The following is a 25393-nucleotide window of genomic DNA, read 5'->3' as shown; positions in this document are numbered from 1 at the left end:
GAGGTGAGCGATGCTTCCCCATTGGGCGTGGTGCTGTGTGGTAGGTTGGTTGCGAGTAGAGTTGCGGGGGAGCGAGTTTCGTAATTATCTCGTGTTCCGGCAAATAAATGGATTTTCTACAGTTAAAATTCTGGATTTTACGATCAAATCCAGAATAGATGGATTACCTACAGTTTATTTTAACCATATTACTCGATTTGAACAAAAGTGGCAGAATTACCTACATGTTTTCCATCTAAAACGAGTTTTCGAGGAAATTCATCGATAATAACTGTATATTTTCCAGTTAATTCAAGTTTGTGCAGCATTACACTAGCCAATCTAAGCTACACCTCTGCTAAAAACGACTGTGTGACGAGAATACGCGTTCGTACCACTCTCTTCCACAAAGAATGTTGACATTCCCGAAGTTCATAACACGTATCCACGAGCGGCTTTGACAGAAATCTCCTTAAATCTCCTTATCGAATGCTGTTCATGCTACATTGCCAACCTCTAAGGGGGTATTGTATGATAAGAAGGACAACTAGATACTTAACGCCCGTCGGTCACGCATAGAATGAACTGATGGGCTTTTTAACGCGAAGGAGACTAATTGAACTATGGACAATTTCAATCGAAATTTAGAAAAGTATGCAGAGTTAGTGATTCGAATCGGGGTTAACTTGAATAAAGGCCAAGATTTGTTGGTTGAAGCTCCCATAGAAACATTGGATTTAACAAGATTAATCGTTCAGAAGGCGTATGAGGCTGGCGCAAACTTTGTCCATGTGCATTGGCAGGATGATGTCGTTACGCGAAATAAATTTGATTATGCATCAGAAGATTCAATGGACTACTACCCGGAGTGGTATACGACGATGCTTGAACGTTTTGTTGAAAACGGAGGGGCCTTATTGAACATTAAGGTACCGAATCCGAATCTGTACGATGGCATTGATGCCAGTCTGATTTCAAGAGCTTCCAAAGCCGCATCAACGGCAAGAGCCAAGTATCAGCACTATGTGCGTACGGGTGAATTTAGCTGGTGTTTAATTAAAGCACCAACTGAAGCTTGGGCTTCGATTGTGTATGCGGATTTGCCAGAGGAGCAGCGTATTCCTGCGATGTGGGATGCTATTTTCCAAATTAACCGTGTATATGAAGAGAACCCCGTAGCAGCTTGGCAGTCCCATTTGGATACGCTGAAGGCCACACATAGCTTATTGAATGAAAGAAGCTATAAAGCTCTACGTTATCGAGCAACGGGTACGGATTTGCGTGTTGAACTGCCAGAAGGACACATTTGGCTAGGTGGGGATAATGTGAACGCTCGCGGTATCCGTTATGTAGCGAATATGCCAACGGAGGAAGTGTTCACCATCCCAAACCGAACAGGTGTTAGTGGTACGGTAGCGAGTACAATGCCTTTGAATATTAATGGTGCCTTAGTGGACCGGTTTACCTTTACATTCGAAGCGGGCAAGGTTGTGGACTTCCAAGCGGAAGTTGGTTATGACCATTTGGCACGATTACTTGATATGGATGAAGGCGCGAGGTATTTAGGTGAGGTTGCACTCGTGCCGTTTGATTCCCCGATTTCCAATTTAAATCGTATTTTCTACAACACAGGCATCGACGAGAATGCTTCCTGTCACTTAGCGCTGGGTAGCTGCTATCCGATTAATTTGAAGGATGGCACCAAGTTATCGAATGAAGAGTTGAAGGCTCGCGGAGGGAATAGCTCCTTGATTCATGTGGATTTCATGATTGGTTCTGCTGAGCTTGAAATCGATGGTGAACTTGCAGATGGGACGATCGAACCGATCTTCCGTGCGGGGAACTGGGTATTGACGTTTTAAATGCAAAAAGCAAGGCTCTCAAGTGTAAATCCACTTTGGGAGCCTTGCTTTTTTGTGGTGTCTGCCGTTCTTACATATCTCGGAATAAACCAATGACACGACCAAGGATCGTTACATTTTTCAATAAAATTGGTTGTAAAGCGGAGTTCTCCGGTTGTAGGCGAATATGATCCTTCTCCTTGTAGAAACGCTTAACTGTAGCTTCATCATCTTCTGTCATTGCGACAACGATATCACCGTTATTCGCTGTTTGTTGCTGTTTAACGATGACATAGTCGCCATTATGAATACCAGCTTCAATCATACTGTCACCCATAATGCTAAGCATGAACACGTTGTTATCACCAACCATGCTTGAAGGAAGAGGGAAATAATCTTCGATATTCTCAGTGGCAGTAATAGGAACACCAGCCGTTACTTTACCAACAAGGGGAACACGAGCGACGGAGACGGCGAATTGGGATTCAGCACCATCAAGCCCTAGAATTTCAATTGCACGCGGTTTGGTTGGATCTCGACGAATCATGCCTTTTTTCTCAAGACGTTCCAAATGGCCATGCACAGTAGAACTAGAGGCTAGTCCAACTGCTTCGCCGATTTCTCGAACGGAAGGCGGGTAACCTTTATCTTTCACTTCGTTCTTAATGAATTCCATTATTGCTTGTTGACGCTGCGAAATTTTACTCATAAGATATCACTCCAATACTGGGAATCATTACCCAAAGTATAACATAGAACCCGAGTTCGTACAAACATAAGTTCGAAAAACGGTTGACTCAAACATGTGTTCGTGTTATTCTAATATCAGAACAAATGTTTGGGGGATGAATTTTATGTATATGGCTTATTCACAATCTAACGGAACAACAACACTTCGGGGTACTGCTCATGCATCCAAAGGGATGACGATTAAACGCGGTTATGCGAAGCTACTTCTTCGTTTCATACTGATAGCAGTAATTCTTGGAACAGTGTTGTCGTTCGGTGCGATCGTACAAGCCTATGCAGGTGATGGTACTGTTACCGTGTCTACACCAATCACTTCCGCGCAACCATTAGCGAAAGATACTCAAAACGAGAAAGTTGTTATTCAAAGTGGTGATACGCTATGGGGAATTGCAGAAACTCACAAAAAGAAGGGTGAGAACACGCGTTCCTACGTCGAAAAATTGAAAGCATTTAATCACTTAACGAACAGTTCACTGCAAGAGGGGCAAGTTCTATTACTACCTTAATGAAATAATTCTTAGTTCACTATATAGATGTTTGTTTAAGACATAGCCGTCTGTTGCTATGTCTCTTTGCTTTGTATCCTTGACAATCCTATTCGGTGATGGCAAAGTAATACTCATATTGAAATTTTGACTGGGAGGATTACAATGAGTGACAGCATGGATAAGACGATTGAGCGAATCAATGAACTAGCTCGAAAGGCGAAGACAGTTGGCCTAACGGATGCAGAGATTGATGAGCGAAATGAGCTAAGGAAAATCTATATTAATGCCTTCAGGGGGAACCTAAAGGTTCAACTAGATTCCATTAAGTTTACTGACGAAGAGAAATAAGCCTACACACATAGATACTACATTCAAAGGGGAAATGAATGATGACGTTGAAAGCTGTGCTATTTGATTTGGATGATACGCTGTTATGGGACGATCGTAGTGTGGAGGAAGCTTTTGCTGCAACATGCGCAGAAGCAGCGAAGCAAGTCAATGGGTTGAACCCAGAGGAATTAGAAGCATCTGTTCGAAAGGAAGCAAGGAGTTTATATGAATCATTCGAGACGTTCCCATTTACCAAAATGATTGGGATTAACCCGTTTGAAGGACTGTGGGCCAATTTCACGCAAGGTGAGGACGAAAACTTCCGTAAATTAGAGAAGCTAGCACCTGGCTATCGCACAGAATCATGGACTAGAGGACTTGCAGGACTAGGGATCGAAGATCGTGAGTTAGGGTTCAAGCTAGGTGAATTGTTTGCAGCCGAACGCCGCAGTCGTCCCTATGTATATGAAGAAACATTCCGCGTACTAGACGAGTTGAAAGGCAAATACAAGCTTCTTCTTTTAACGAATGGCTCGCCGGATTTGCAGAAAGAGAAATTAGCAGGGGTTCCTGAGATTGCTTCTTACTTTGATCACATCGTGATTTCTGGAGAATTTGGACAAGGGAAGCCAGCAGCGGCTATCTTCAATTATGCATTGGGTCTGCTTGAGATTAGTGTGGATGAAGGTATTATGATCGGGGACAAACTGACGACAGATATTTTGGGGTCAGGAAGCATTGGTATGCGTAACATTTGGATTAATCATCATKGGCTTCAAAGTGGCGATGAGATCGTACCTGCTTATGAAGTGACGCGTCTTCAAGAAATTTTACCCATCATCAATAACGGTTAATTTTTGAATAAAAAATAAAGCCCAACAGCTACTTTGGACACAATGGTCTGAAGTGCTATTGGGCTTATTGTGTTAACTTAACAATTAAGCTTTAATAAAGTCAGGATCATCAATGTTGTAAGCTACCCAGCCATCTTTTTCGATGAAAAGGCGAACAGCAACGATTTCACGATTATCCATCAAGGTGAAGAAATGATTCGTGTTCTCAGGAACAGAGATCACATCACCTGGCTCAAGTTCAACATCGAAATAGCCAAGTTCTTCGGATTTGATGATGAAAATTCCTTTTCCAGAAACGATAGCTCGGATTTCATCTTCGGTGTGCGTGTGCACTTGTTCGAATTTTTTCAGAAGCTCTTCAATATTCGGGGTAACATCAGATAAGGAGATGACATCCCAAATTTCATAGCCGCGTCTAGCAGCTAGATCTTTAATCTCAGCTTCATAAGTGGAAATGATCTCTGCTTTTTCATCATCGCTAAGAATGAATTTCTCGCGAAGTGCTACAGGAAGCTTGTTCGCATCCCAATGCTCGTATACGACTTCTTGACTATCTAAGAAGGCTTTAACTTCTGCTTCGCCCTCGATACGTTCATTGGTATTTCGAATTCTAATTTGTGCCACGTTACATCCCTCTTTCATTAATAAATATAACCATATTATAGAGGATATCAAGCTTACTGTCGATGGAAGGATATAAGTTTTTCCGATAAAACCTATAGGGATTAATCATAATTCAAAATCTTTTCATAGAAGCCGTATTCTGTTACACTAAATCTTAACATAATTTGTCGTTTTTTTTAATCCTGATTTAGGAAAAGTTGAAAGGGAGCCTTGCCATGAAGAAACCACCGATTCAAGAACAGCTTAAGAAGAAGATTATGATCCTAGATGGTGCCATGGGTACGATGATTCAGCAAGAGGACTTGACTGCTGATGATTTCGGAAGTGACGACCTCGATGGGTGTAATGAAATTCTATGTGTAACACGCCCAGATGTTATTCAAAAAATTCATGAAGCTTATTTCGCCGCTGGCGCTGATATGATAGAAACGAATACGTTCGGGACGACGAGTGTCGTACTGGCGGAATACGATTTACAAGACCGTCACCGGGAGTTGAACATCGCCGCTGCGAAATTGGCGATTGCAGCCGCTGAGAAATATTCGACACCGGAGTGGCCACGTTACGTTGTAGGTGCTATGGGACCGACGACCAAAACCTTATCTGTCACAGGTGGCGTGACTTTTGAACAACTAGAAGAAAGCTACTATCAGCAAGCACTTGCGCTTGTCGAAACAGGCGTTGATGCGATGCTTCTCGAAACATCTCAGGATACGCTGAACGTAAAAGCGGGCAGTATCGGGATTCGCAGAGCTTTTGAAACATTAGGTGTAGAGCTTCCGATTATGATCTCGGGTACAATTGAACCGATGGGGACAACGCTAGCTGGTCAAAATATTGAATCCTTTTATATTTCCCTGGAGCATTTGAAGCCAATTTCGATGGGCTTGAACTGTGCGACTGGCCCTGAATTTATGCGGGATCATATTCGTACACTCTCTGGCATCGCAGATACAGCCATCAGTTGTTATCCGAATGCAGGGTTGCCGGATGAGAACGGGCATTATCATGAATCTCCGGAGTCTTTGGCCAAAAAGATGGCAGGTTTTGCTGAGCAAGGTTGGCTCAATATTGCTGGTGGTTGCTGCGGAACGACGCCTGAACACATTCGGGCAATGGCTGAAACACTAGCGAATTATAAACCAAGAGGGGAATACGGTTCTCATCCACCTGCAATTTCAGGTATTGAGACTGTCTATATCGAGCCGGAAAATCGACCAATCATGGTTGGAGAACGGACGAATATCTCCGGATCTAGGAAGTTTAAGCGCCTAATTAAAGAAGGAAAATTTGAAGAGGGCTCTGAAATTGCGCGTAACCAGGTGAAAAATGGCGCTCATGTTATCGACATTAATCTACAGGATACAGACATTGATGAAGCATACGCGGTAGAAGAATTCATGCAAGAAGTTGTAAAAAAGGTCAAAGTTCCGTTAATGATTGACTCGACTTATGATCACATTATCGAGCTTGGACTCAAATATTCGCAAGGTAAAGCGATTATTAACTCGATTAACTTGGAAGATGGAGAGAGCAAATTCGAAGGGATTTTACCTCTGATTCATCGCTACGGGGCTTCGGTTGTTTGTATTCTCATTGATGAGCGTGGGCAGGCGGTTTCCCGTCAAGCCAAAATCGAAGTAGCAACACGTTCGTATGAACTTCTTACTGGCAAATATGGCATGAATCCAGAGGATATCATTTTTGATCCGAATATGTTCCCCGTTGGGTCAGGAGATCCGCAGTACATTGGCTCTGCCGTAGAAACAATTGAGGGGATTAAGCTGATCAAGGAAAAGTATCCTCTCGCCAAAACGATTCTAGGACTAAGTAACATCTCATTCGGTTTACCGGATGCGGGTCGTGAGGTTCTGAACTCTGTTTATTTGTACCATTGTACGAAGGCGGGACTTGATTATGCCATCGTAAATACGGAGAAACTAGAACGGTATGCGTCGATTCCTGATACAGAGCGTCAACTGGCAGAGGAACTCATTTATAATACGAACGATGATACCTTGGCGAAGTTCGTTGCCCATTTCCGTGAGAAGAAGGTTGAGAAGAAGGAGAAGATTTCGAACTTATCTCTGGAAGAAAGACTGGGCTCTTATGTTGTTGAAGGTACGAAGGAAGGCTTAATACCGGATTTGGAGATTGCACTTCAAACTTATTCACCGCTAGAGGTCATCAATGGGCCACTTATGAAGGGAATGGAGGAAGTTGGGCGTCTGTTCAATGGCAACGAACTAATCGTGGCTGAGGTGCTTCAAAGCGCGGAGGTCATGAAAGCATCCGTTAATTTCCTAGAGCCGTTCATGGAGAAATCCGAGACTGCGGTGAAAGGTAAAATTATTTTGGCAACCGTTAAAGGGGACGTTCACGATATTGGGAAAAACCTCGTTGAAATCATCCTATCCAATAACGGATACAAGATTATCAACTTAGGGATTAAAGTACCGCCGGAGCAAATCATTGAAGCTTATCGCAAAGAGCAAGCAGATGCGATCGGGCTGTCTGGATTGTTAGTTAAATCCGCGCAACAAATGGTTATCACAGCGCAGGATTTACGGACTGCAGGCGTGGATGTACCGATTCTCGTCGGTGGAGCTGCACTTACACGGAAATTCACCAAGACACGTATTCAACCAGAATATGAAGGTGTTGTTCTTTATGCAAAGGATGCGATGGATGGTCTGGATATCGCGAACAAGTTGAGTGACCCTGAGCAGCGTAAACGGTTGATTCAAGAGCTACGTGATAGCCTGGAATCCGATGTCATGGACACAGGAAAAAAAGAAGAGAAGATGCCACAGCTTACGCGTGTGAGTTCTTCTGCAGTTTCTAAAGATTTGCCTGTTCAGGTACCACAAGACACCGATCGTCATATTTTACGCGATTACCCGATTAGTCATCTGATGCCTTATGTAAACATGCAGATGTTGCTAGGTCATCACCTTGGTTTAAAGGGTAAAGTAGAGCAGTTATTGAGTGATAAGGATTCCAAAGCACTTCAGCTGAAAGACACAGTAGATTCAATCCTATATGCTGCGCAGCATAACGGTATCATTAAGGCTCACGGTATGTATCGGTTCTTCCCTGCACAATCGAACGGGAATGATATCATCGTGTATGATCCAGCGGATACGAGCAAGGTGCTTGAGACATTTACATTCCCTCGTCAAGATAAAGAGCCGTACCTCTGCTTGGCCGACTATTTGAAATCCGTAGAAAGCGGCGTAATGGACTATGTTGGTTTCCTACTCGTGACAGCTGGACATGATATTAATGAATTGGCAAAAGAATGGCGTGACAAAGGGGATTATTTGAAATCCCATGCGTTGCAAGCGACAGCGCTTGAAGTAGCCGAAGGTTTTGCAGAACGCGTTCATCACATTATGCGCGATGTTGTTGGTATTGCAGATCGTGTTGATATGACGATGCAAGAAAGATTTGGAGCCAAATATATCGGACAACGGTTCTCGTTCGGTTATCCAGCCTGCCCTAATCTCGAAGATCAAGCGAAGCTGTTTAATTTGCTGAAACCTGAGGATATCGGCGTTGAGCTTACGGAGTCATTTATGATGGAGCCGGAAGCTTCCGTATCTGCGATTGTATTTGCCCATAAAGAAGCACGTTATTTTAACGTAGGATAAGATTGCGAGAGCGAGGTAGCGAGTGTGAACGATCCTGTTCCGCGGCATCCTCGCTTTCCGTTTTGCCGATGTGATATTGAGATAGAATGGGGTTTGGCTTGTGGACTTGTATTTTCTAGGAACGGGGGCAGGCATGCCCTCCAAGCAACGAAATGTAACCTCAATAGCCTTGAATTTATTAGACGAACGGGGAACATACTGGATGTTTGATTGTGGTGAGGGAACGCAGCAGCAGATTTTGAACTCGCCGGTGAAGTTGGGACGAACGGAGAAAATTTTCATCACGCATTTACATGGTGATCACCTGTATGGGCTTCCGGGATTATTAACGAGTCGCTCCTACTTGGGTGGAGATACACCTTTGACCTTATATGGTCCGCGGGGGCTCAAACAATTCGTAGAAACTGCGCTGGAAATCAGCGGAGCACATCTGAGTTATACACTGCACCTTGTCGAGCTTGATGAAGAGGGTATTATTTTCGAAGACGAAAGCTTTCTTGTGGAAACGGCTCGATTAGAGCATCGTATTGAATGTTTTGGTTTTCGCATCGTGGAGAAGGATCAACCCGGCAAGCTTCTAAATGAAAAGCTGAAGGAACTCGGAATACCGGCAGGTCCGATCTATGGCCAATTAAAGCTAGGGCACACGGTACAGCTTGAGGATGGCCGAACGATACATGGGAAAGATTTCTTAGGTGCGCCTGTTCCAGGTCGTGTGGTTGTTATCCTGGGTGACACGCGCTACTGCGATGGAGCTAAACGCCTTGCTCGAGGTGCCGATGTTCTCGTTCATGAAGCGACCTTTGCCATGGATAAGCAGGAGCTAGCCTATGCCTTCGATCATGCGACATCGACCGATGCGGCACGAACCGCGCAGGAGGCTGGTGCGAATGAGCTGATCATGACACATCTTAGCTCGCGGTATCAAGGGGATAGTGTAACTGAACTGCTTCACCAGGCACAACAAATTCACGCGAATAGTCACTTAGCAAGGGATTTCTGGAGCTTTGATATACCTCGCAAAGTGTAAAATAAATAAGCTTCTCCCATTTATTTCTATTGGGAGAAGCTTATTTTTGTATCCAACGTCAATTTCTTGCATTCACCTCATACACTAAACAAAACCAACGGAAATCGAGGTGAAGGTATGGGAATTACACTCGGTGAAGTGCTACTTTCTATCTTTATATCCTCGATATTTTTCATTATGATTAAGGAAATTAGAAAGTCGTACAAAGATTCAGAATAGTTCGAAGATTAGATCTAAAGCCCTATACGCACTGATAGGGCTTCTGATAAAATAGTTGTAAACGCTTCATAACTGGGGGGTGGACATGACGTATCCGGTTTACAGAGTGACTGTATACCATTTTGCGTTACTCATTTCTGTCTGTGTCATTATTGGGATTTTATGTCTATCAAGAGATGCCTATGCCTCTGAAATACCAGTTTCTCAGGGGAAATCTGCTATGGCGTCATCTGTTACAGGAGCTACATATAGTGCAAGTAAAGCAGTGGACGGTTTCATTCATACCAAATGGTTAGCAACTAATTCACAACTTCCACAATGGTTAACCGTAGACCTTTCGCAAAACGTTCTTGTTTCACGTGTTGAAACTGTGTTTGAGCATGCGAATAGCTCGTATGCTTACAAGATTGAATCCTCGATTGATGGTATCAATTGGAGCCTTTTTGCAGATCGTTCTGCGAATACTGCCATTAACTACCCTTTTTATTCGGACAGTGGGGATGTTCTAGCAAGATTCGTCAGATTACTAGTAGTAGGCGTTGGCTCACCAGGAGATCAAGCCAGCGTGTTTGATTTTCGCGTATATTCAACGAGTGAGGCTCTGACACTTCTCTCACAAAATAAGACAACGGCTGCACTATCAAGTTTTTCGGGTTCTTGGGGCTCTGATAAGGCTGTGGATGGTCAATTGTTATCCAGTTGGGCACCCAGTAGCACATCATTACCGCAATGGCTGGTTGTGGACCTGGGGCAACTCCGCAATGTGCAGCGTTTTGAGACGACGTATTCCAATATCCAGGATATATATGGTTATAAAATTGATTTTTCAATAGATGGTATCATCTGGTATACCTTTACCGATCGAACAGGGAGTATGCAGGTGGGAGATCCGCGTTATGTGGATGAAGGGAATGTCACGGCACGATACTTTCGATTAACAACTACGCGCGTCGCCTCAGGAGGGTATGCTAGCGTTGCAGAGTTTCAAATCTATGGTCCGGATGGTGGTTTAAACAATAATCCCAATGGCCAAACGCTTACTCGCGTGTATTTGGATGATGAAGGTTATAACCTGCAACCAACTGGAACGATAGCCAGTTACTTAACAGGGGTTTATGCGAATGGCAATACATTTACTATCCAATCTGGAGCTAGCTACAGAATCGCAAATACAGCTGTGGCAACAGTCAATGCGAATGGCGTTATCTCGGGAGTTGCTGCAGGTTCAACAACTTTAACAGTAACCTATAACGGCCAATCCACTTCTGCCAGCATTACGATATCTTCTACTTTGGGGAATTTGAATCGGATAGCTTTCGACTCCTATTCGTATTCACTTCAGTCTGGCTCAACACGGTCTCCCTACGTGATTGGCTATAAAAATAACAGCAGCACACAAACGTTGACAACTGGCCTGACCTTCACGAGTTCAAATCCAGCAGTGGCAAGTGTAAATTCAAGTGGCTTGGTGACTGGCATTTCGCCTGGTGTAACGACGATTACAACATATTATGGTAGTTTCACAGCATCAGCGAGTGTGACAACCACGGTTAGTCGAATAGAAGCAGATGAAAGTACAGTTTCCTTGGAGATAAATGGGACACAGTATCTTACAATCAATGCGTATGATTCGCAGTTTAATGTCAATGACGTAACCTCGAATACGAGCTTCACAAGTTCAAATTCTTCTGTCGTTACTGTAAGTAGTTACGGCTATATCACAGCAGTCAGCGCAGGGAGTGCAATCATTACCGCGACTTATAATGGAATCTCGACAACGATTTATGTCACAGTAGGGTTCAAAGACATATTAGCTCCTACCTGGAACTATGGTGCCAATGTAACGGTAACACCAGGCTCCGGTTCTTCTGTCACTTTAACCTGGTCGGCAGCAACGGACAACGTTGGGGTCACTTCCTACCGGATATATAAAGATTCAGAACTGCTGACTACGGTGAGGGCTAGTGAGCTTACTACGCAATTATCAGGCTTAGCTGCTGGCATAAACATGAGTTTTAAAGTGGAAGCGGGAGATGTAGCAAACAATTGGTCCTCTACTGGACCCGTCGTAACTTACACGTTAACAGGTGCTTTGAAGTCAACAGGTTCTCAGGCTCTCCTAATTTCGAGTCAGCGTGTCCGTGAAGCGGCACCTGACGGTATGATGCTCTCCAAATTCCATGCTGATGAAGGTGAGCTCAAGGAAGCTTTCAACGCAATAAATGAGGGTTCCGCCTCATCTTTGCTTTTACAAATTAAAGATGATCACGATACGACAGTCGTCGAATTCGCATCCAACGTCTTTAATGATTTACAKGATATGAATGGGAGTATTCAACTGGATATGAACGCGATTCAGTTTACAATTCCATTGCGTCTTTTCAAAAATCATGTAAGTGAAGCCGAAGGTTCCAATGGACTCTTCTCCGTGATTATCCGACATGAACCAAGTCAACTTGCAGAAACATTGAAAGAAAAAGCAAGCGCCGAACAAACTGCTTTGCTCCTGACCAATCCAATCGAGTTTGAAATCCAAGCAGGCGGTGTTGCGATTCGTCATTATGAAAACATGCCCGTGGAGAGATCAATTGCTCTTCCTGGCACTTCCTACACGACCAATGTGACCGCTGTAAGATTAAATGCGGAGTCCGGTGAGATCGCCTTCGTTCCATCTCTCCTAACCGGTGGTGATGGAGCTTGGAAGATGGTCATTAAAGACCAATATGGTGGGTTATACACGATCATTCAGAAAGATAAGCATTTTGAAGATATGAGGACGCATTGGGCACGTGAGGATGTAGAAAAACTTGCTTCCAAAAGGATCATTTCTGGGGTAGATGAACAAAATTTCGAACCAGAGAAGGAAATATCTCGTGCAGAATTCGCTACATTGCTCATCCGTGCCCTAGGCATGGAAGCTAACGAAACCGTTCCTGGAACCTCTGGTTTTAAGGATATTAAGGACAATGACTGGTATTCGCACATGGTCAACACAGCGGCTAAAGCAGGACTAATCGAAGGCTTTGAAGACGGAACCTTTCGACCGCTACTGCAAGTGACACGTGAGCAGATGGCTGCAATGATCAATAGAACGATTCAGGTCACAGGCAGCCAGCAAGTAAGCTATGCACAAGATACAGTTCTTAATCCATTTATAGATCAACATGCCATCGACAACTGGGCTAGGCAAGCAATGGCGTTTACCCTGCAAACAGGGTTAATCCAAGGAGTCACGGAGACACAGCTTAATCCCAATGCCTTCGCGACTCGAGCGCAAGCGGCTGTCATGCTGAAACGGTTGTTAATCTATTTACAATTTATCAATTGATGAGTCCTATAAACACAATTCTCCTTTGGGGAATTGTGTTTTTTTTCATTTTTCTCAGCAAATGTCATGATGCTTACAAAACCTTCACAACCAGCAAATCAACAGAAAATAAAGCTTTGTTAATCTGAAATTGTAAACTCTAGTCGAGGGGCGTGAGGAAAAATGAATGGAGTACCTCTGTTGGCGGCGCCACAACCTGCTAAGCTGATCGTGAAGCTTGCTAAGCATGAACAAGAAATTGAGCAAGCCATGCAACTGCGATATCAAGTATTTGTGGAGGAAGAGAAAAATTTACGGTTGATGAATGAACAAAAGCTGGAATGTGATGCTTATGATCCATATTGTGATCACTTAATTGTCAAAGACCTTGAAACCGATCAAGTGATCGGTACTTATCGACTTTTGCCAGGTGATCGGGCAAGCGAGGGGATTGGATTTTATTCCGAAACCGAATTTAATTTAAGCGCAATGTCAGAACTGAGACAACAATCTTTGGAACTGGGTCGCAGTTGCATTGCTCCAGCTTATCGCGGCGGAAGGACTATACAAATGTTATGGGAAGGGATTGCGAGCTATATTAGTGAACGCAATTTCACTCATTTAATCGGATGTGCGAGTGTACACTTTTCAACGATTGAGGATTTAAATGAAATTTATTCGCTGCTGAAGCAGAAACAGGTGTTGACGGATCGATTTGGGATTAAACCCCTTGAAACACATCGGATTGCTGGCCTCGCTCAAATTGATCTCTCTTGTAATGAGAAAGAAATGTTTCGCAAACTGCCGCCTTTGATGAAAGGATATCAGTGGCTTGGAGCTGAAATTGGTGGGGATCCTGCGTATGATGAGCTGTTTGGGACGATAGATTTTTTTATCATATTGCAAAAAGATAAGGTGGCGCGTCGATATAAACGTCATTTTCTCAATGCTGAGTGAGATGAGGTGGGCTTGCCTTGTATGAATGGATCGCCAAGTTAACCTCAGGTGAAGGAGAACGAAGTCTTCTGGTGCGAGTGTTACCCATTGTTCCATTGTGGATGTTGTCGTTCCTTTGTTGGGGAATAGCTTCAATATGGTATCTAATTTCACGAAACGGGTTTCTAAAGAATGTGAGACACAATCTGACAGATGTTTTAGGACCGATGTCGGAACGTAAAGTCAGATCTCTTACAAGGGATTATGTACGAAATGTTGTGTTTTCGCTATTCGAAATTTGTTTCCAATCGGATCGCTTGCCTACGAGTGAATTCAAGTTGCAAGGTGAGGAGCATTTGCATGCCGCGCAACAGTTAGCCAGTGGGAAAGGGTTTATTATTTACACACCACATGTAGGGAATTTTTTCAATTACTATTGGTACTTCACGAGAAGGTTTGATTGTCTTACAGTCGCATCAGCGGGGAGCCCTGAACTGAAGCCCTTATATGATAAGTTCGCGGCATTAGGTTGCAAAGGCTTAGATTATGACAGCGTTCCCCCACTGGAATTATATCGCAGCTTAAAAAGACATATACAATCCGGAGGCGTCGTTTTCTTGCTTGGCGATTTCTGGCGGCCTTCCTTTCCATTGTCGAAATTATTCGGCAGGGTGACTCGTACTCCTGAAGGTACGGCGATGTTGGCGCTTGAGCTGCAAATTCCAATCGTACCTTTCTATGGATTCCGTTCCCATGGCTTCAAGCACCGGCTTGTGGTGGGTGAGCCGCTTTCTGTACACGCCAACGATAATAGTGGTGGTCGAGCTGCAAGGGTTGAAACCAATCTGATATTGAATAGCTTCGTAGAGCAGGTTATTCGGGAGCAGCCTGCTTCTTGGTTTTACTGGTTTAACGTTCATGAACGTTGGGAAAACGGTCTTCAGGAAGCATAATGGACATAAGGACGGGGGGAATCGATAAATGGATACAGCAAGCCACTTATTGTTTGGGGTTAGCCTTGCAGGATTAGCTTGTTTAGAAACGGTGGTTTCGGAGCAACCCGCATTAAGTCACGCTATTCTCGCTGGAACGTTGATTGGATCCCATGCACCGGATCTAGATACATTAGCCCGATTACGGGGGTATGCGAGTTATGTTCGATTACATCGAGGTGTGACGCATTCAATACCAGCGCTATTGATCTGGCCACTAGTGATAAGTTTACCGCTCGCAGCTGTGTTCGGCGTTTGGGAGAATTTCCTTCATCTATTCCTATGGACGTTCCTAGCTGTTGTATGCCATGTGGGGCTGGATGCCTTCAATGTATACGGTGTGCAATGCTTACGGCCTTTTACGAAAAAATGGGTGCATTTGGATACGCTGTGTCTGTATGATCCATTCTTGTTCACGCTCCATGCTGGCGGGGTGATCCTGTGGTTTGCCGTATGGGGAGGCATGGCCGGAAGTCATATCGGGGAGATGTTTGCTCTTATTTTTGCAGCATCGCTTATCTATGTGTGGTTCCAAAAATCTCAAAGAAATAAGCTCATTAAGCTTGTGCATAGTGAGTTGAAAATTCCTACAGGTGTATGTCGTCTTGTACCGAGTTTAAGTTGGTTCTATTGGCAGTTTGTCTTTGAAAGTGATACCAGCTTTTATTTAGGAGAGCTTCGTCATGGTCAGGTGGTCGTTCTTGAGCAGTATAGTAAGAAGGATTACAATCAACAGCAATCACATCCAATTGTGAAAGCAACGATGGGGACAGATGGTGTGCGCGCTTTTTTACAATTTGCTCAGCACATTTATGTGTGTTGGAAAGAGAAGAATGGTGGATATGAAGTACAGTGGCGGGATATGCGTTTCTGGCATAAACGCAAGCTGAGCTTCGGAGTCGATGTGCATCTGGATCAGGATATGAATGTTGTGAGTGATCGGATTGGTATGGACAAAAAAGCTTGGGATCCGCCATTTGTGTGATCTTGTTGTGTCTTACACTGTGATTGCAAGGATTTGGCGATTTGGATGAAACTGACATTGACCAAAGATTTCACGATATGTTTAAATAAAAGCATATATCCATTTTGTGCCTCTAATAATAGGTTGACCTCTTGTCATAGGCGCAAATGAGTCAGGTGCGAATTAAGCAACTGGCCTTTTTTTTTGAAATCGATGGGGGTGAATGGAGTTATGGCTCCTCGTAAAAGAATCGGAGATCTTTTGGTTGAATCTGGCCTGATCTCGGAAGAACAATTGAAAAATGCCCTCAGAGAGCAAAAAGAGCTGAATATGAGGCTCGGCGATGTGCTAATCACCCGTAACTACATCACAGAACAGCAGTTAATTGAAGTTCTTGAGTTCCAATTGGGAATTCCGCATATCCAGCTTTACCGTCAAAAAATTGAAACAAAAATTATTAATATAATCCCTCAGCGGCTCGCTGAACAACATCAGGTTTTACCCATTCGGACTGAAGGCAATAAACTTATTTTGGCGATGGCTGACCCGCTGGATTATTTTGCAATTGATGAGCTTCGTATGACGACTGGTTTCCGTATTGAGCCTACGATTGCTTCGAAAGATGAACTCCAGCGGGCGATTAAGCGCTATTATGGATTGCAGGAATCTGTTGAGCAGATCATGCAGAACTTAACGATTCGTGAATCGGAAGAAGCGAAGCCAGTAGTGGAAGATGAAGATTCACCAGTCGTCAAGACGGTTAATCAAATCATTATCCAAGCGATCCAAATTGGAGCAAGTGATATTCATATTGATCCACAGGAAGATAGCTTGCGTATTCGATATCGTGTGGATGGCGTCATGCGCACGGAGAGGACATTACCTCCTCACATGCAGAGTGTTATTATTGCTAGGATCAAAATCATGGCCAATATGAACGTGGCAGAAAGAAGATTACCGCAAGATGGTCGTGTTGAGATGGATATTGAATTCCGAAAGGTAGATATCCGAATCTCATCTCTTCCTACGATTCATGGAGAGAAAGTCGTCATGCGAATTCTCGATCTGGGGAGCACGCTTACCGAAATTGAGAAATTAGGACTCTCTGAACACAACCTTATGTTATTTCAAAAAGGAATAAACAATGCTCATGGCGTAGTTCTTATCACAGGACCGACTGGCAGCGGTAAAACAACAACCCTGTATTCCGCTTTATCCAGATTGAATAATGAGGAAGTTAACATTATCACCGTTGAAGATCCCGTAGAATATCAACTTCAGGGTATTAATCAAGTACAAGTTAATTCGGTAACTGGACTGACATTCGCGAAAGGGCTCCGTACGATTCTGCGTCAAGATCCAAACATCGTGATGGTTGGAGAAATCAGGGATGTAGAGACAGCTGAGATTGCCATTCGCGCAGCCATGACTGGACATCTCGTGCTCAGTACATTGCATACAAATAGCGCAGCGAGTTCGATTACTCGTCTTATTGATATGGGAGTTGAGCCTTTCCTGATTTCATCCGCAGTAAACTGCATTATTGCACAGCGACTTGTACGTAAAATTTGTCCTGGTTGTTCAACTTCCTATATCCCTTCGCAAGAAGAAACGGTGTTGCTGGAAGGCCATGGGTATACAGTTGAGATACTGCGTAGAGGCAATGGATGCGGAGAATGCGGGAGAAGTGGATACAAGGGGCGACTTGCGATTCATGAAATTCTGGCAATTGATGATACACTTCGGACTATGATTTTGCAAAAACGTTCAGATAACGATTATCAGAATTACGCAACTGAACATGGGTTGGTACCGATGATTAAAGATGGTATTAGCAAAGTGATCGCTGGTCAAACGACACTTGCGGAAGTGTTCCGTGTTACGGGCAATGGTTGATTATTTTTTTTACTTAATTTATGAAAAAAATGTCGATTAATATTCTAACACTTACCTAACAGTTCTATAGTACTATGTATATATGAGTATATATACCTATTAATGTAGAACGGAGGGATTCTTGTGAGCATGGTAGAGTTGATGAAGCTTGCTCATGACCTTAAAGCTTCTGACATACATATTACCGTTAATTCACCAGCTATGTTTCGTATTCATGGCGTGCTTAAGCCAGTTAACGATCAAATTCTGATCCCTTCTGCAACGTTAGAGATGGCGAAAGAATTAATGACAAACGAACAATATGAATATTTTTTAGAAAGAGGGGATCTAGACCTGTCTTATGGTATTGCAGATGTTTCCAGATATAGGGTCAATGTTTATAAACAAAAAGGAAACGTTAGTCTGACCATTCGTCTTATTCCTACAAAAATACCGGCAATGGAAGTGTTAGGATTACCATCGATTGCACAAGATTTTGCCAAAAAGCCGCAAGGTCTCGTGCTCGTCACAGGACCTACAGGAAGCGGGAAATCAACGACATTAGCAGCAATCTTAGATTTTATCAATCGTACAAGAAGTGACCACATTATCACACTAGAAGATCCCATTGAGTTTGTTCACCCGCATAAATCTTGTATTGTCAATCAGAGGGAAATTGGCGTTGATACCCATTCGTTTTCTTCAGGCCTTCGAGCAGCACTAAGGCAAGATCCAGACATAATTCTGGTGGGTGAAATGCGCGATTTGGAAACGATTAGTATCGCGATTACCGCTGCTGAAACAGGTCATTTGGTTTTTGGAACTTTACATACGGCGGATGCTCCTCAAACCATTGACAGAATCATTGATGTCTTTCCATCGGAAGCGCAGCAACAAGTTCGCGTACAACTCGCATCCGTTATGTTAGGCGTTATGGCGCAGAGACTTTTACCAACCACAGATGGCAGCGGTCGTGTAGCAGCGATCGAAGTGTTGGTTAATACCCCAGCGGTAGCGAACCTTATTCGTTCGGAGAAGGTACATCAGATCCGTTCTGTCATGCAAACTGGCAAAGCTCAAGGCATGCAGACCATGGAAATGGCGCTTCGCGAATTGCTTCAGCAGCGCATAATCACTGTGGATACGGCGAAAGAAGCGCTCTTTGGTTTCGCAGAACTGCAATAAGGGAGCTGTAAGTAAGGAGATGAGCTCGAGTGCCAAAGTTCAGGTATCAAGCTGTTGACAATCATGGTCATTACTATAAAGGGGTACTCGAAGCTGCTTCATTTCAATCAGCAACAGATGAGTTGAAGGGAAAAGGTCTATGGATTCTCGATTGCTTTGACCAAGGTAAGAGCATCTTGTATCGAGAAATTACTTTCGGTGGCCCGAAGGTCAAAATGGAGCATTTCACCGTGTTCTGTCGACAACTTTCAACGTTATATAAATCCGGTGTCAATATGGTTGAGTCTGTTCGTATCTTAAGTGAGCAAACAGAGAGCAAAGTGTTTAAAAAGATTTTGAAAGAAGTTGCCGAGGACATGCAGCGAGGTACGCAGCTTTCAGTCGCTTCCGCTCAGTTTCCAACCGTATTTTCCACCGTTTTCGTCAATATGATCCGAGCTGGAGAGGCAAGCGGGAATTTAGACGACATGTTGGATCGCTTAGCTGTATTTTACGAGAAAGAGCATTACACCAAGGAAAAAGTAAAGTCTGCCATGATCTATCCGATCATTATGGGTGTCGTTACGATAGCAGTCGTCACGCTTATGATGACATTCGTAATTCCAAGATATGTGGAAAATTTCAAGTCAATGGGATTGGAGTTGCCGCTACCAACTAGGATTGTCATCAAGATGAGCGATCTTCTGAATTCTTACTGGTTCTTTATACCAATCTTCGTGGTCGCGCCAAGTTTTATTATTCAAGCAATGAAGCGTTCTAAGAAAGGGAATTATTACTGGGATTATTTTAGACTCAAGATTCCCGTCTTTGGTAAGCTAGCGCATAAACAATCCATCGCACGCTTCAGTCGGACCTTCAGTTCATTGTACGCAGCGGCAATTCCAATGCTTCAAGCCATGACTATCGTTTCAAATGTAGTAGGCAATGAAGTCATAGGAAAGCTGATTTTGGAATCACGAGAAGGACTCAGGAGCGGAAGAGCACTTGCCGATCCGTTCAAAGATTCATGGCTATTTCCGCCAATGGTTGTTCAAATGCTCGCGATTGGTGAGAAGACAGGTGCTCTGGATAGTATGTTGGAAAAGGTAGCTGATTTCTACGAGGCTGATGTGGATACGATGGCTGATCGATTGAAATCGCTATTAGAACCGCTAATGATATTACTTCTTTCAGGAATCGTTGGAGGCATTGTCTTAGCAGTTATGCTCCCAACGTTTAAACTGATGGGCGGTATTCATTAAATATAATTTGATTATTCGAAGGAGAGGGTACTATGTTTAAAAAAATGATGAACACAAAGCTTAGACTGCTTAAAAATCAAAAAGGGTTAACGCTTGTCGAGTTGTTGGCTGTTATCGTAATTTTGGGGGTTGTTGCTGCGATTGCGGTTCCGGCTATTGGGGGAATTATTAATAATTCTAAGGTTAATGCGGATAAGCAAACTGAGTTATTGTTGAAAGATACTGCGGTGCATTATTTAACAAATACTAACCCATCAGGTACTGGTAATGTTACTTCTGTGACAATTGCTGCTTTAGTTGCAGCAAACTATTTAAAGGAAGCTCCTAAACAACAGTCAGGTACAGACACGCCTGTATACACTAGTGTTACAGTCGAATATACCGCAGCAGCTGGTTGGAAGGCTACAGCAACATCACCATCAACTCCATAAGTGCTTAAAGTAAGGAATTTATACCTCCAATAAAGGTAACTCTCACGAGTTACCTTTATTGAATCCCTCAATCCTACCCGAATGGAGCTACTATGGACTCTCTAACTCTCCTTTACACAATAACAGCTGCACTATTCGGACTCGTTTTTGGAAGCTTTTTTAACGTAGTAGGGATTAGGGTTGTAAAAAAGGAATCCATCGCATACCCGCCTTCACATTGTGTTCACTGCAATCATGAACTTAAACCACTAGATCTAATTCCTGTACTAAGCTATATAGGATTACGAGGAGCTTGTAGGTATTGCCGAGCTAAAATTTCTCCGATTTATCCCATTGGTGAACTCCTAACTGCTGTTGCCTTTGCCGTCACTACTTGGCAGATTGGGCCTTCTTTAGAATTGATCGTAGGACTTGTATTTGTTTCTATATTAATGATTTGCTCCATTGCGGATAGCAGATACAGGATCATCCCAGATGTCGTTGTTTTCTCAGGCATGGGTTTTGCTTTCATCCTTCGCATTTGGATACATCCATTACCCTTTTGGAACTACGTAGCAGCGTTTTTCGTTGGTGGCGGATTACTTTATCTGATCGCACTTTCATCCATGTTAATCATGAAAAAAGAAGGTATGGGCGGCGGTGATATCAAATTATTCGCATATATTGGCCTCATTGCCGGGATCAAATTAACCTTATTTACCCTTTTTGCTGCTAGTTTAGTAGGAACTATGTATGGACTTGTACAAATACGAAAGAAATCGTCGCAAGAAGATCAAGGCATTCCATTTGGTCCTTTCATAGCTGCAGGTGCCTTCTTTAGTTACTTTTGGGGAGAGCCCGTGATTAACTGGTACTTAAGCTTAATTCACTTTAATTAAGCGTTCATAACGATGCATACATCTCAGAAATTCAACAAAGGAGTGAGTCTGGACATGCTAACATCATCATTTAATATTTTTAAAGTGCTGAAACCAGGACAAACTTCCTTGGGAATTGAAATTTCTGATTCAACCATAAAAATGAGCAAAGTATTGATAAGAAAAAATAATGAACCGTTGATTCAGATGAATATAATAGAGGAGCTTCCACCTCATGTTATGGAAGAAGGTCGAATTAAAGAACCCCTTCGCTTGATACAAACGTTGCAAACCATGATGACGCGATTAGAGGCAAAACCAAAGCGTGTACATCTGGTGTTTCCTAGCCAGCTTGTGATGGTAAGATTTTTAAAGCTACCGGATATCCCAGAGAAGGACTTGGCTAAGCTAGTTGATTTTGAGATAAAACACAATATACATTTACCTTTCGAGAATCCGCTTTATGATTTTGTGAAAATGAATGGAACTGCCCATAAAAAAAGAAAAACTGCAAATAAGTTAATAAAAGAAGCTGATGCTCCCAAGGGGAACGATTATATCTTGGAGGCTGCTGCTGGTAAAGCGGATCTAGGCGGGGGCAAAGGGTTGTTTGATGATTTCCAGGAGGAAGAATCCAGAGCAGATACTGCTATGCAATGCGATGTTATGCTGGTTGCGGCTCCTAAAGAAATGATGGATCAATATCTTGAAGTTTTGGCTTCCGCAGGGATTAAACTTACGAGTATTGAGATTAAAGCACTCTCTTTATTTCGTTTGCTGCAAAGCACATCGTTGACTAAGTTAAAGGACACCTACTTGATCGTTGATTTGAACGAAACTACTGGCGATCTTAGCATTTTTCAGGGTGAGAATCTCAAGATTACTCGTAGTATTCCACTTAGTTTCTCAGCAAAGCCGCAGGGGAATACAGATGTGAGAACGAGTGCGGATCATCTCTTCTCAGAGTTTTTGGACGGCGATGCTGATTTTCGAAATCATTGTAATGATTTGGCACATGAGCTTGAAAGATTGATGAACTTTTATCGTTATACGCTAAATAATCGGAATCAAGAATTTGCAGGTGTGGTCATCTCCGGTGATTTGAAAAGAATGCCTGAAATCGTATCATTTTTGACCGAGCGGCTCCCGATTCCAGTACAATTGTTTCAATCTGCCAGTTATTTTAGTCGTAATTCGGCTTTCAAAGATGATCTATCCATGTATGCTGTTACTTTGGGTTTAGCTCTAAGGGGGGCTGAATCATGAAAAATATAAATTTGCTGCCTAAGGCACCCAGATCTAAGCGGATATTTTTACCCCTACTGGTGTTATCAGTTTTATTTTTTCTAATCCTTTCATCATCACTTCTGTATGCAGGTCACTACTTTAAGAACAACATGCAACATGTTGAAGATCAAATCGCTTTAACGAATGCCTCCATTCAAACGTTAACCCAACAGCGTCAATTGGATGAACAATCAATCAACTATCAAAACTTGCATGCCGAAATTGATAAACTAAAAAATAAACGAATCGATTGGATTCCTGTTTTAGAGACGATCTCCGCTAAGCTTCCGGCAACTGGGCGAATTTTGTCTGCGGAAATTCCTAAGGATGAGAATAAAGAACAAAATAATGGATCTAATTCTGCTGTTTCTCAAACTACTCCGGTTCTCGTAAATTTGAAGCTTGAGTTCGCAGCTTTATCATCAGTAGCTGATTATATTTCTTTACTGCAAAGCTCATCAATGTTTAATTCCATTTCCATCCTATCGGCGGTTAAAACGGAAAAAACGTTTAGTACAGCTGTTGCGAGTTCACCAAGTCCAGTTACTACGAATACACAAGCTGCATCGGGACAAACAGTTGAAAATATAAAAAAAGTTTTTGAAGACACGCTTACTGAAGGCGGTAATGAAGGAGATAAGCTCCTAAACGAACTTAAATGGACAATGAATCAGCAAATCGCAAAACAAGAATACGGATTAAAACTGCCAGACAAAAAATTTAATAATGAAACAAATACGCAAATTGACCAGGATGATACTTCAGCTTTAACGGATGCGGATTTTGAGGATGCACGTAAAACGCTTAGTGAAATGAAAATGAAGTCTGAAAAATCGACTGAAGCCGAAGCCAAGACTCCTTCTACCGCAAACCAAGCTTCAACTGCACAAAAATATAACGTATATGAAGTAGTTATTGAAATTACACTGAGAAATCCTGTTACTAGTAAATAAGGGGGGGCTTATGAATAAAGAACAATGGCATCATCTCATAGGTCGATTAAGATCCCCGGCAACCATTTTGTTTCTCGTAATACTTGTAGGATGCTTGATCAATGGATATATTGTTGTGAGTGATGTGCTTCCACCCTCGAAGCAGCATTTAACACTTCAAATGCAACTGAGTAAAGTTGAGCAAGAAAAAAAACGAATTCTGCAGCGACCTATTCCCAAAAAAGTGGAAGAAAATGAGATTCAGCAAGCATTGTATCAAGTACCAACGAAAGAAGAGTTACCGCGTTTATTACTTGGTATCAGAGAGCTAGAGCAGCAAGTTGGGTTATCAATTCTTTCGATAAAATTCGGTGACCAAGGGCCAGCGAGCAGCTCGGCAGATAGTTTAATAAATGCGAACGGGCAAGCGAACATTACGCAGGGATATACGACAAACTCGAATGGCTTTCAACAAACAGCTCCATCATCAAGTCCAACAGCTGGTGCTACTCAGCAGAATCAGACGCAAACGGTCATCATGGAAGAATCATTTACAATTCAAGCATCGGGTACGTATCCACAAATTATTGACTTTATGAATAAGGTTCAACGTAGTGAGCGTTTTATTTCGATTCAAAAATGGAGCTGGCAAACAGCTGCAGTAAAAAGCAGTCATACAGAGCAAACAGACATTTCGAATGTACTTCCAGCAGTGAGCATCACAATACCAAATCAGACAGAGGACCAAGAGTCGAAACTTCAAGTTACTTTGGAATGCTCCTTTTATTATGCGCCATCTTTTGCTGGGAAATTGAAAGAGCTGCCTGCTTTACCGGTAAATGAACCAAGTAAGCGAACGAATCCGGTTCAAACAGATGAAGAGTATTTTAAACAACTCCAGCAATTACAAGCTTCTAAGCCAGCTAATTAATGTAAAAGGGGATAATTGAATGATTAGGAAGTACAAACTGATTCTTTCAATTGGGATCATTGGCTTATTCACGATGAGTGGTTCGGCATGGGCGGAAGATCAATTCCGAAACGTTGAAGTGTTTTTCCAAAGAATAAATGTAACCATTAACGGTCAACAAAATACCCTCACGAAAGACTCAATATTGTATGATGGATCCGTGTACGTGCCTTTACGTAGTTTATCCGAAATGCTAGGCGCACAGGTTGGTTGGGATAGTGACAATAGGAGCGTAGCACTTGATTTTATCCATGATAATAGGAATGAGCTCTTCACAGCTTCGCAGAAAAAAATGGTTCAATATGTGGCTATTCGAAATAATCAAATTACCAAAGATTTAATTCCTATGTTTAAAAACACAGAATTCAACGATCTGAAAAGTATCGTTGAGCGCTATGCAGAGATCAGCAAAATCGCGAAAGACATCGATGATCTCACGATGTCCCAAACCATCGATAAAATGAAAGCTGCCATCATTTTATTACAAACCGGTTGGGAGAAGAAAAATACGGATGACTATATGCTGGCTTGGACGATATACAGTAAGAATGCTGACATTTTGAACAAGGATCTAACAACGAAATTATCAGAGTCGTATCACTATGAACTAATTGACAAGTCTATAAAAAAATGAAGCTGATTGAAGAG

General features: G+C 42.7%; 21 protein-coding genes. 19 read left to right on the top strand and 2 right to left on the bottom strand.

The genetic code is table 11. The annotated features are described in order from the left end of the window. The first annotated feature begins 602 nt into the window (after positions 1-602). Positions 603-1841, top strand: a complete 1239-nt coding sequence (locus tag AB4114_RS00425) for an aminopeptidase (protein ID WP_441986631.1) — start codon at positions 603-605, stop codon at positions 1839-1841. Between the two features lie 70 nt (positions 1842-1911). Here the strand turns inward: AB4114_RS00425 and lexA are convergent, their stop codons facing one another. Beyond that, positions 1912-2529 carry a transcriptional repressor LexA gene (gene lexA, locus AB4114_RS00420; RefSeq protein WP_056620907.1) on the bottom strand — a complete coding sequence of 206 codons (618 nt, stop codon included), beginning with the start codon at positions 2527-2529 and terminating at the stop codon, positions 1912-1914. 145 nt (positions 2530-2674) lie between these two features. Between lexA and AB4114_RS00415 the strand changes: the two genes are divergently transcribed. The 3 genes from AB4114_RS00415 (at position 2675) to AB4114_RS00405 (ending at position 4242) form a co-directional block, all read left to right on the top strand. Continuing rightward, the gene (locus AB4114_RS00415) at positions 2675-3076 is read left to right on the top strand and encodes a LysM peptidoglycan-binding domain-containing protein (protein WP_441986630.1); all 402 of its coding nucleotides are present in this window, start codon (positions 2675-2677) and stop codon (positions 3074-3076) included. Between the two features lie 144 nt (positions 3077-3220). Continuing rightward, on the top strand, positions 3221-3406 hold the full coding sequence (locus AB4114_RS00410) for a DUF896 domain-containing protein (RefSeq protein ID WP_056620911.1): 186 nt from the start codon (positions 3221-3223) through the stop codon (positions 3404-3406). Between the two features lie 41 nt (positions 3407-3447). Next, complete coding sequence (locus tag AB4114_RS00405) at positions 3448-4242, top strand: HAD family hydrolase (RefSeq protein WP_441987040.1); 795 nt, start codon at positions 3448-3450, stop codon at positions 4240-4242. Positions 4243-4326: 84 nt separating this feature from the next. On the opposite strand, the gene AB4114_RS00400 is transcribed toward AB4114_RS00405, so the two are convergent. Next, a complete protein-coding gene (locus tag AB4114_RS00400) occupies positions 4327-4866 on the bottom strand; it encodes a 1,2-dihydroxy-3-keto-5-methylthiopentene dioxygenase (protein WP_441986629.1) in 540 nt (179 codons plus the stop codon). A 215-nt stretch (positions 4867-5081) separates the two neighbouring features. Here AB4114_RS00400 and metH point away from each other — a divergent pair, with 215 nt between their 5' ends. The 15 genes from metH to AB4114_RS00325 all read left to right on the top strand — a co-directional run bounded on the left by metH (position 5082) and on the right by AB4114_RS00325 (position 25379). Next, positions 5082-8519 carry a methionine synthase gene (gene metH / locus AB4114_RS00395; RefSeq protein ID WP_441986628.1) on the top strand — a complete coding sequence of 1146 codons (3438 nt, stop codon included), beginning with the start codon at positions 5082-5084 and terminating at the stop codon, positions 8517-8519. Positions 8520-8619: 100 nt separating this feature from the next. Continuing rightward, positions 8620-9549: a ribonuclease Z gene (gene rnz, locus AB4114_RS00390; RefSeq protein WP_441986627.1), complete on the top strand. Its 930-nt coding sequence runs from the start codon at positions 8620-8622 to the stop codon at positions 9547-9549. 304 nt (positions 9550-9853) lie between these two features. Beyond that, positions 9854-13096 carry a discoidin domain-containing protein gene (locus tag AB4114_RS00385; protein ID WP_441986626.1) on the top strand — a complete coding sequence of 1081 codons (3243 nt, stop codon included), beginning with the start codon at positions 9854-9856 and terminating at the stop codon, positions 13094-13096. A 162-nt stretch (positions 13097-13258) separates the two neighbouring features. Next, positions 13259-14032, top strand: a complete 774-nt coding sequence (locus AB4114_RS00380) for a GNAT family N-acetyltransferase (protein ID WP_441986625.1) — start codon at positions 13259-13261, stop codon at positions 14030-14032. Positions 14033-14049: 17 nt separating this feature from the next. Beyond that, positions 14050-14964: a lysophospholipid acyltransferase family protein gene (locus AB4114_RS00375; RefSeq protein ID WP_441986624.1), complete on the top strand. Its 915-nt coding sequence runs from the start codon at positions 14050-14052 to the stop codon at positions 14962-14964. Between the two features lie 28 nt (positions 14965-14992). Then, positions 14993-15988, top strand: coding sequence for a metal-dependent hydrolase (locus AB4114_RS00370; RefSeq protein WP_441986623.1), 996 nt, complete (start codon positions 14993-14995; stop codon positions 15986-15988). Between the two features lie 210 nt (positions 15989-16198). Beyond that, on the top strand, positions 16199-17863 hold the full coding sequence (locus AB4114_RS00365; protein ID WP_441986622.1) for a GspE/PulE family protein: 1665 nt from the start codon (positions 16199-16201) through the stop codon (positions 17861-17863). Between the two features lie 129 nt (positions 17864-17992). Next, positions 17993-19027, top strand: a complete 1035-nt coding sequence (locus AB4114_RS00360; RefSeq protein WP_441987039.1) for a type IV pilus twitching motility protein PilT — start codon at positions 17993-17995, stop codon at positions 19025-19027. 29 nt (positions 19028-19056) lie between these two features. Beyond that, positions 19057-20268, top strand: coding sequence for a type II secretion system F family protein (locus AB4114_RS00355; RefSeq protein ID WP_441986621.1), 1212 nt, complete (start codon positions 19057-19059; stop codon positions 20266-20268). 32 nt (positions 20269-20300) lie between these two features. After that, positions 20301-20699: a prepilin-type N-terminal cleavage/methylation domain-containing protein gene (locus AB4114_RS00350; protein WP_441986620.1), complete on the top strand. Its 399-nt coding sequence runs from the start codon at positions 20301-20303 to the stop codon at positions 20697-20699. Between the two features lie 92 nt (positions 20700-20791). Beyond that, positions 20792-21577 carry a prepilin peptidase gene (locus AB4114_RS00345; protein ID WP_441986619.1) on the top strand — a complete coding sequence of 262 codons (786 nt, stop codon included), beginning with the start codon at positions 20792-20794 and terminating at the stop codon, positions 21575-21577. Between the two features lie 54 nt (positions 21578-21631). Continuing rightward, on the top strand, positions 21632-22822 hold the full coding sequence (pilM, locus tag AB4114_RS00340) for a type IV pilus biogenesis protein PilM (protein ID WP_441986618.1): 1191 nt from the start codon (positions 21632-21634) through the stop codon (positions 22820-22822). Beyond that, a complete protein-coding gene (locus tag AB4114_RS00335; RefSeq protein WP_441986617.1) occupies positions 22819-23796 on the top strand; it encodes a hypothetical protein in 978 nt (325 codons plus the stop codon). The genes pilM and AB4114_RS00335 overlap by 4 nt, the downstream gene beginning before the upstream one ends. A gap of 10 nt (positions 23797-23806) precedes the next feature. Then, positions 23807-24706: a hypothetical protein gene (locus AB4114_RS00330; RefSeq protein ID WP_441986616.1), complete on the top strand. Its 900-nt coding sequence runs from the start codon at positions 23807-23809 to the stop codon at positions 24704-24706. A gap of 19 nt (positions 24707-24725) precedes the next feature. Then, positions 24726-25379: a stalk domain-containing protein gene (locus tag AB4114_RS00325; protein ID WP_441986615.1), complete on the top strand. Its 654-nt coding sequence runs from the start codon at positions 24726-24728 to the stop codon at positions 25377-25379. Positions 25380-25393: the final 14 nt, after the last annotated feature.

It is taken from the genome of Paenibacillus sp. 2RAB27, from assembly GCF_052115445.1.
Taxonomy (GTDB): domain Bacteria; phylum Bacillota; class Bacilli; order Paenibacillales; family NBRC-103111; genus Paenibacillus_E.
The sequence above is the reverse complement of the archived record's forward strand: the minus strand, read 5'-3'. Positions and strand labels throughout refer to the sequence as shown.

Excerpts from the sequence above, each read along its gene's own strand:
- AB4114_RS00335 (WP_441986617.1), top strand. The coding sequence starts at position 22,819 with ATGAAAAATATAAATTTGCTGCCTAAGGCACCCAGATCTAAGCGGATA.
- AB4114_RS00330 (WP_441986616.1), top strand. The coding sequence starts at position 23,807 with ATGAATAAAGAACAATGGCATCATCTCATAGGTCGATTAAGATCCCCG.
- AB4114_RS00410 (WP_056620911.1), top strand. The coding sequence starts at position 3,221 with ATGAGTGACAGCATGGATAAGACGATTGAGCGAATCAATGAACTAGCT.
- AB4114_RS00350 (WP_441986620.1), top strand. The coding sequence starts at position 20,301 with ATGTTTAAAAAAATGATGAACACAAAGCTTAGACTGCTTAAAAATCAA.
- AB4114_RS00415 (WP_441986630.1), top strand. The coding sequence starts at position 2,675 with ATGTATATGGCTTATTCACAATCTAACGGAACAACAACACTTCGGGGT.
- AB4114_RS00370 (WP_441986623.1), top strand. The coding sequence starts at position 14,993 with ATGGATACAGCAAGCCACTTATTGTTTGGGGTTAGCCTTGCAGGATTA.
- lexA (WP_056620907.1), bottom strand. The coding sequence starts at position 2,529 with ATGAGTAAAATTTCGCAGCGTCAACAAGCAATAATGGAATTCATTAAG.
- AB4114_RS00380 (WP_441986625.1), top strand. The coding sequence starts at position 13,259 with ATGAATGGAGTACCTCTGTTGGCGGCGCCACAACCTGCTAAGCTGATC.
- AB4114_RS00345 (WP_441986619.1), top strand. The coding sequence starts at position 20,792 with ATGGACTCTCTAACTCTCCTTTACACAATAACAGCTGCACTATTCGGA.
- AB4114_RS00360 (WP_441987039.1), top strand. The coding sequence starts at position 17,993 with ATGGTAGAGTTGATGAAGCTTGCTCATGACCTTAAAGCTTCTGACATA.
- AB4114_RS00425 (WP_441986631.1), top strand. The coding sequence starts at position 603 with ATGGACAATTTCAATCGAAATTTAGAAAAGTATGCAGAGTTAGTGATT.
- AB4114_RS00325 (WP_441986615.1), top strand. The coding sequence starts at position 24,726 with ATGATTAGGAAGTACAAACTGATTCTTTCAATTGGGATCATTGGCTTA.
- metH (WP_441986628.1), top strand. The coding sequence starts at position 5,082 with ATGAAGAAACCACCGATTCAAGAACAGCTTAAGAAGAAGATTATGATC.
- AB4114_RS00365 (WP_441986622.1), top strand. The coding sequence starts at position 16,199 with ATGGCTCCTCGTAAAAGAATCGGAGATCTTTTGGTTGAATCTGGCCTG.
- pilM (WP_441986618.1), top strand. The coding sequence starts at position 21,632 with ATGCTAACATCATCATTTAATATTTTTAAAGTGCTGAAACCAGGACAA.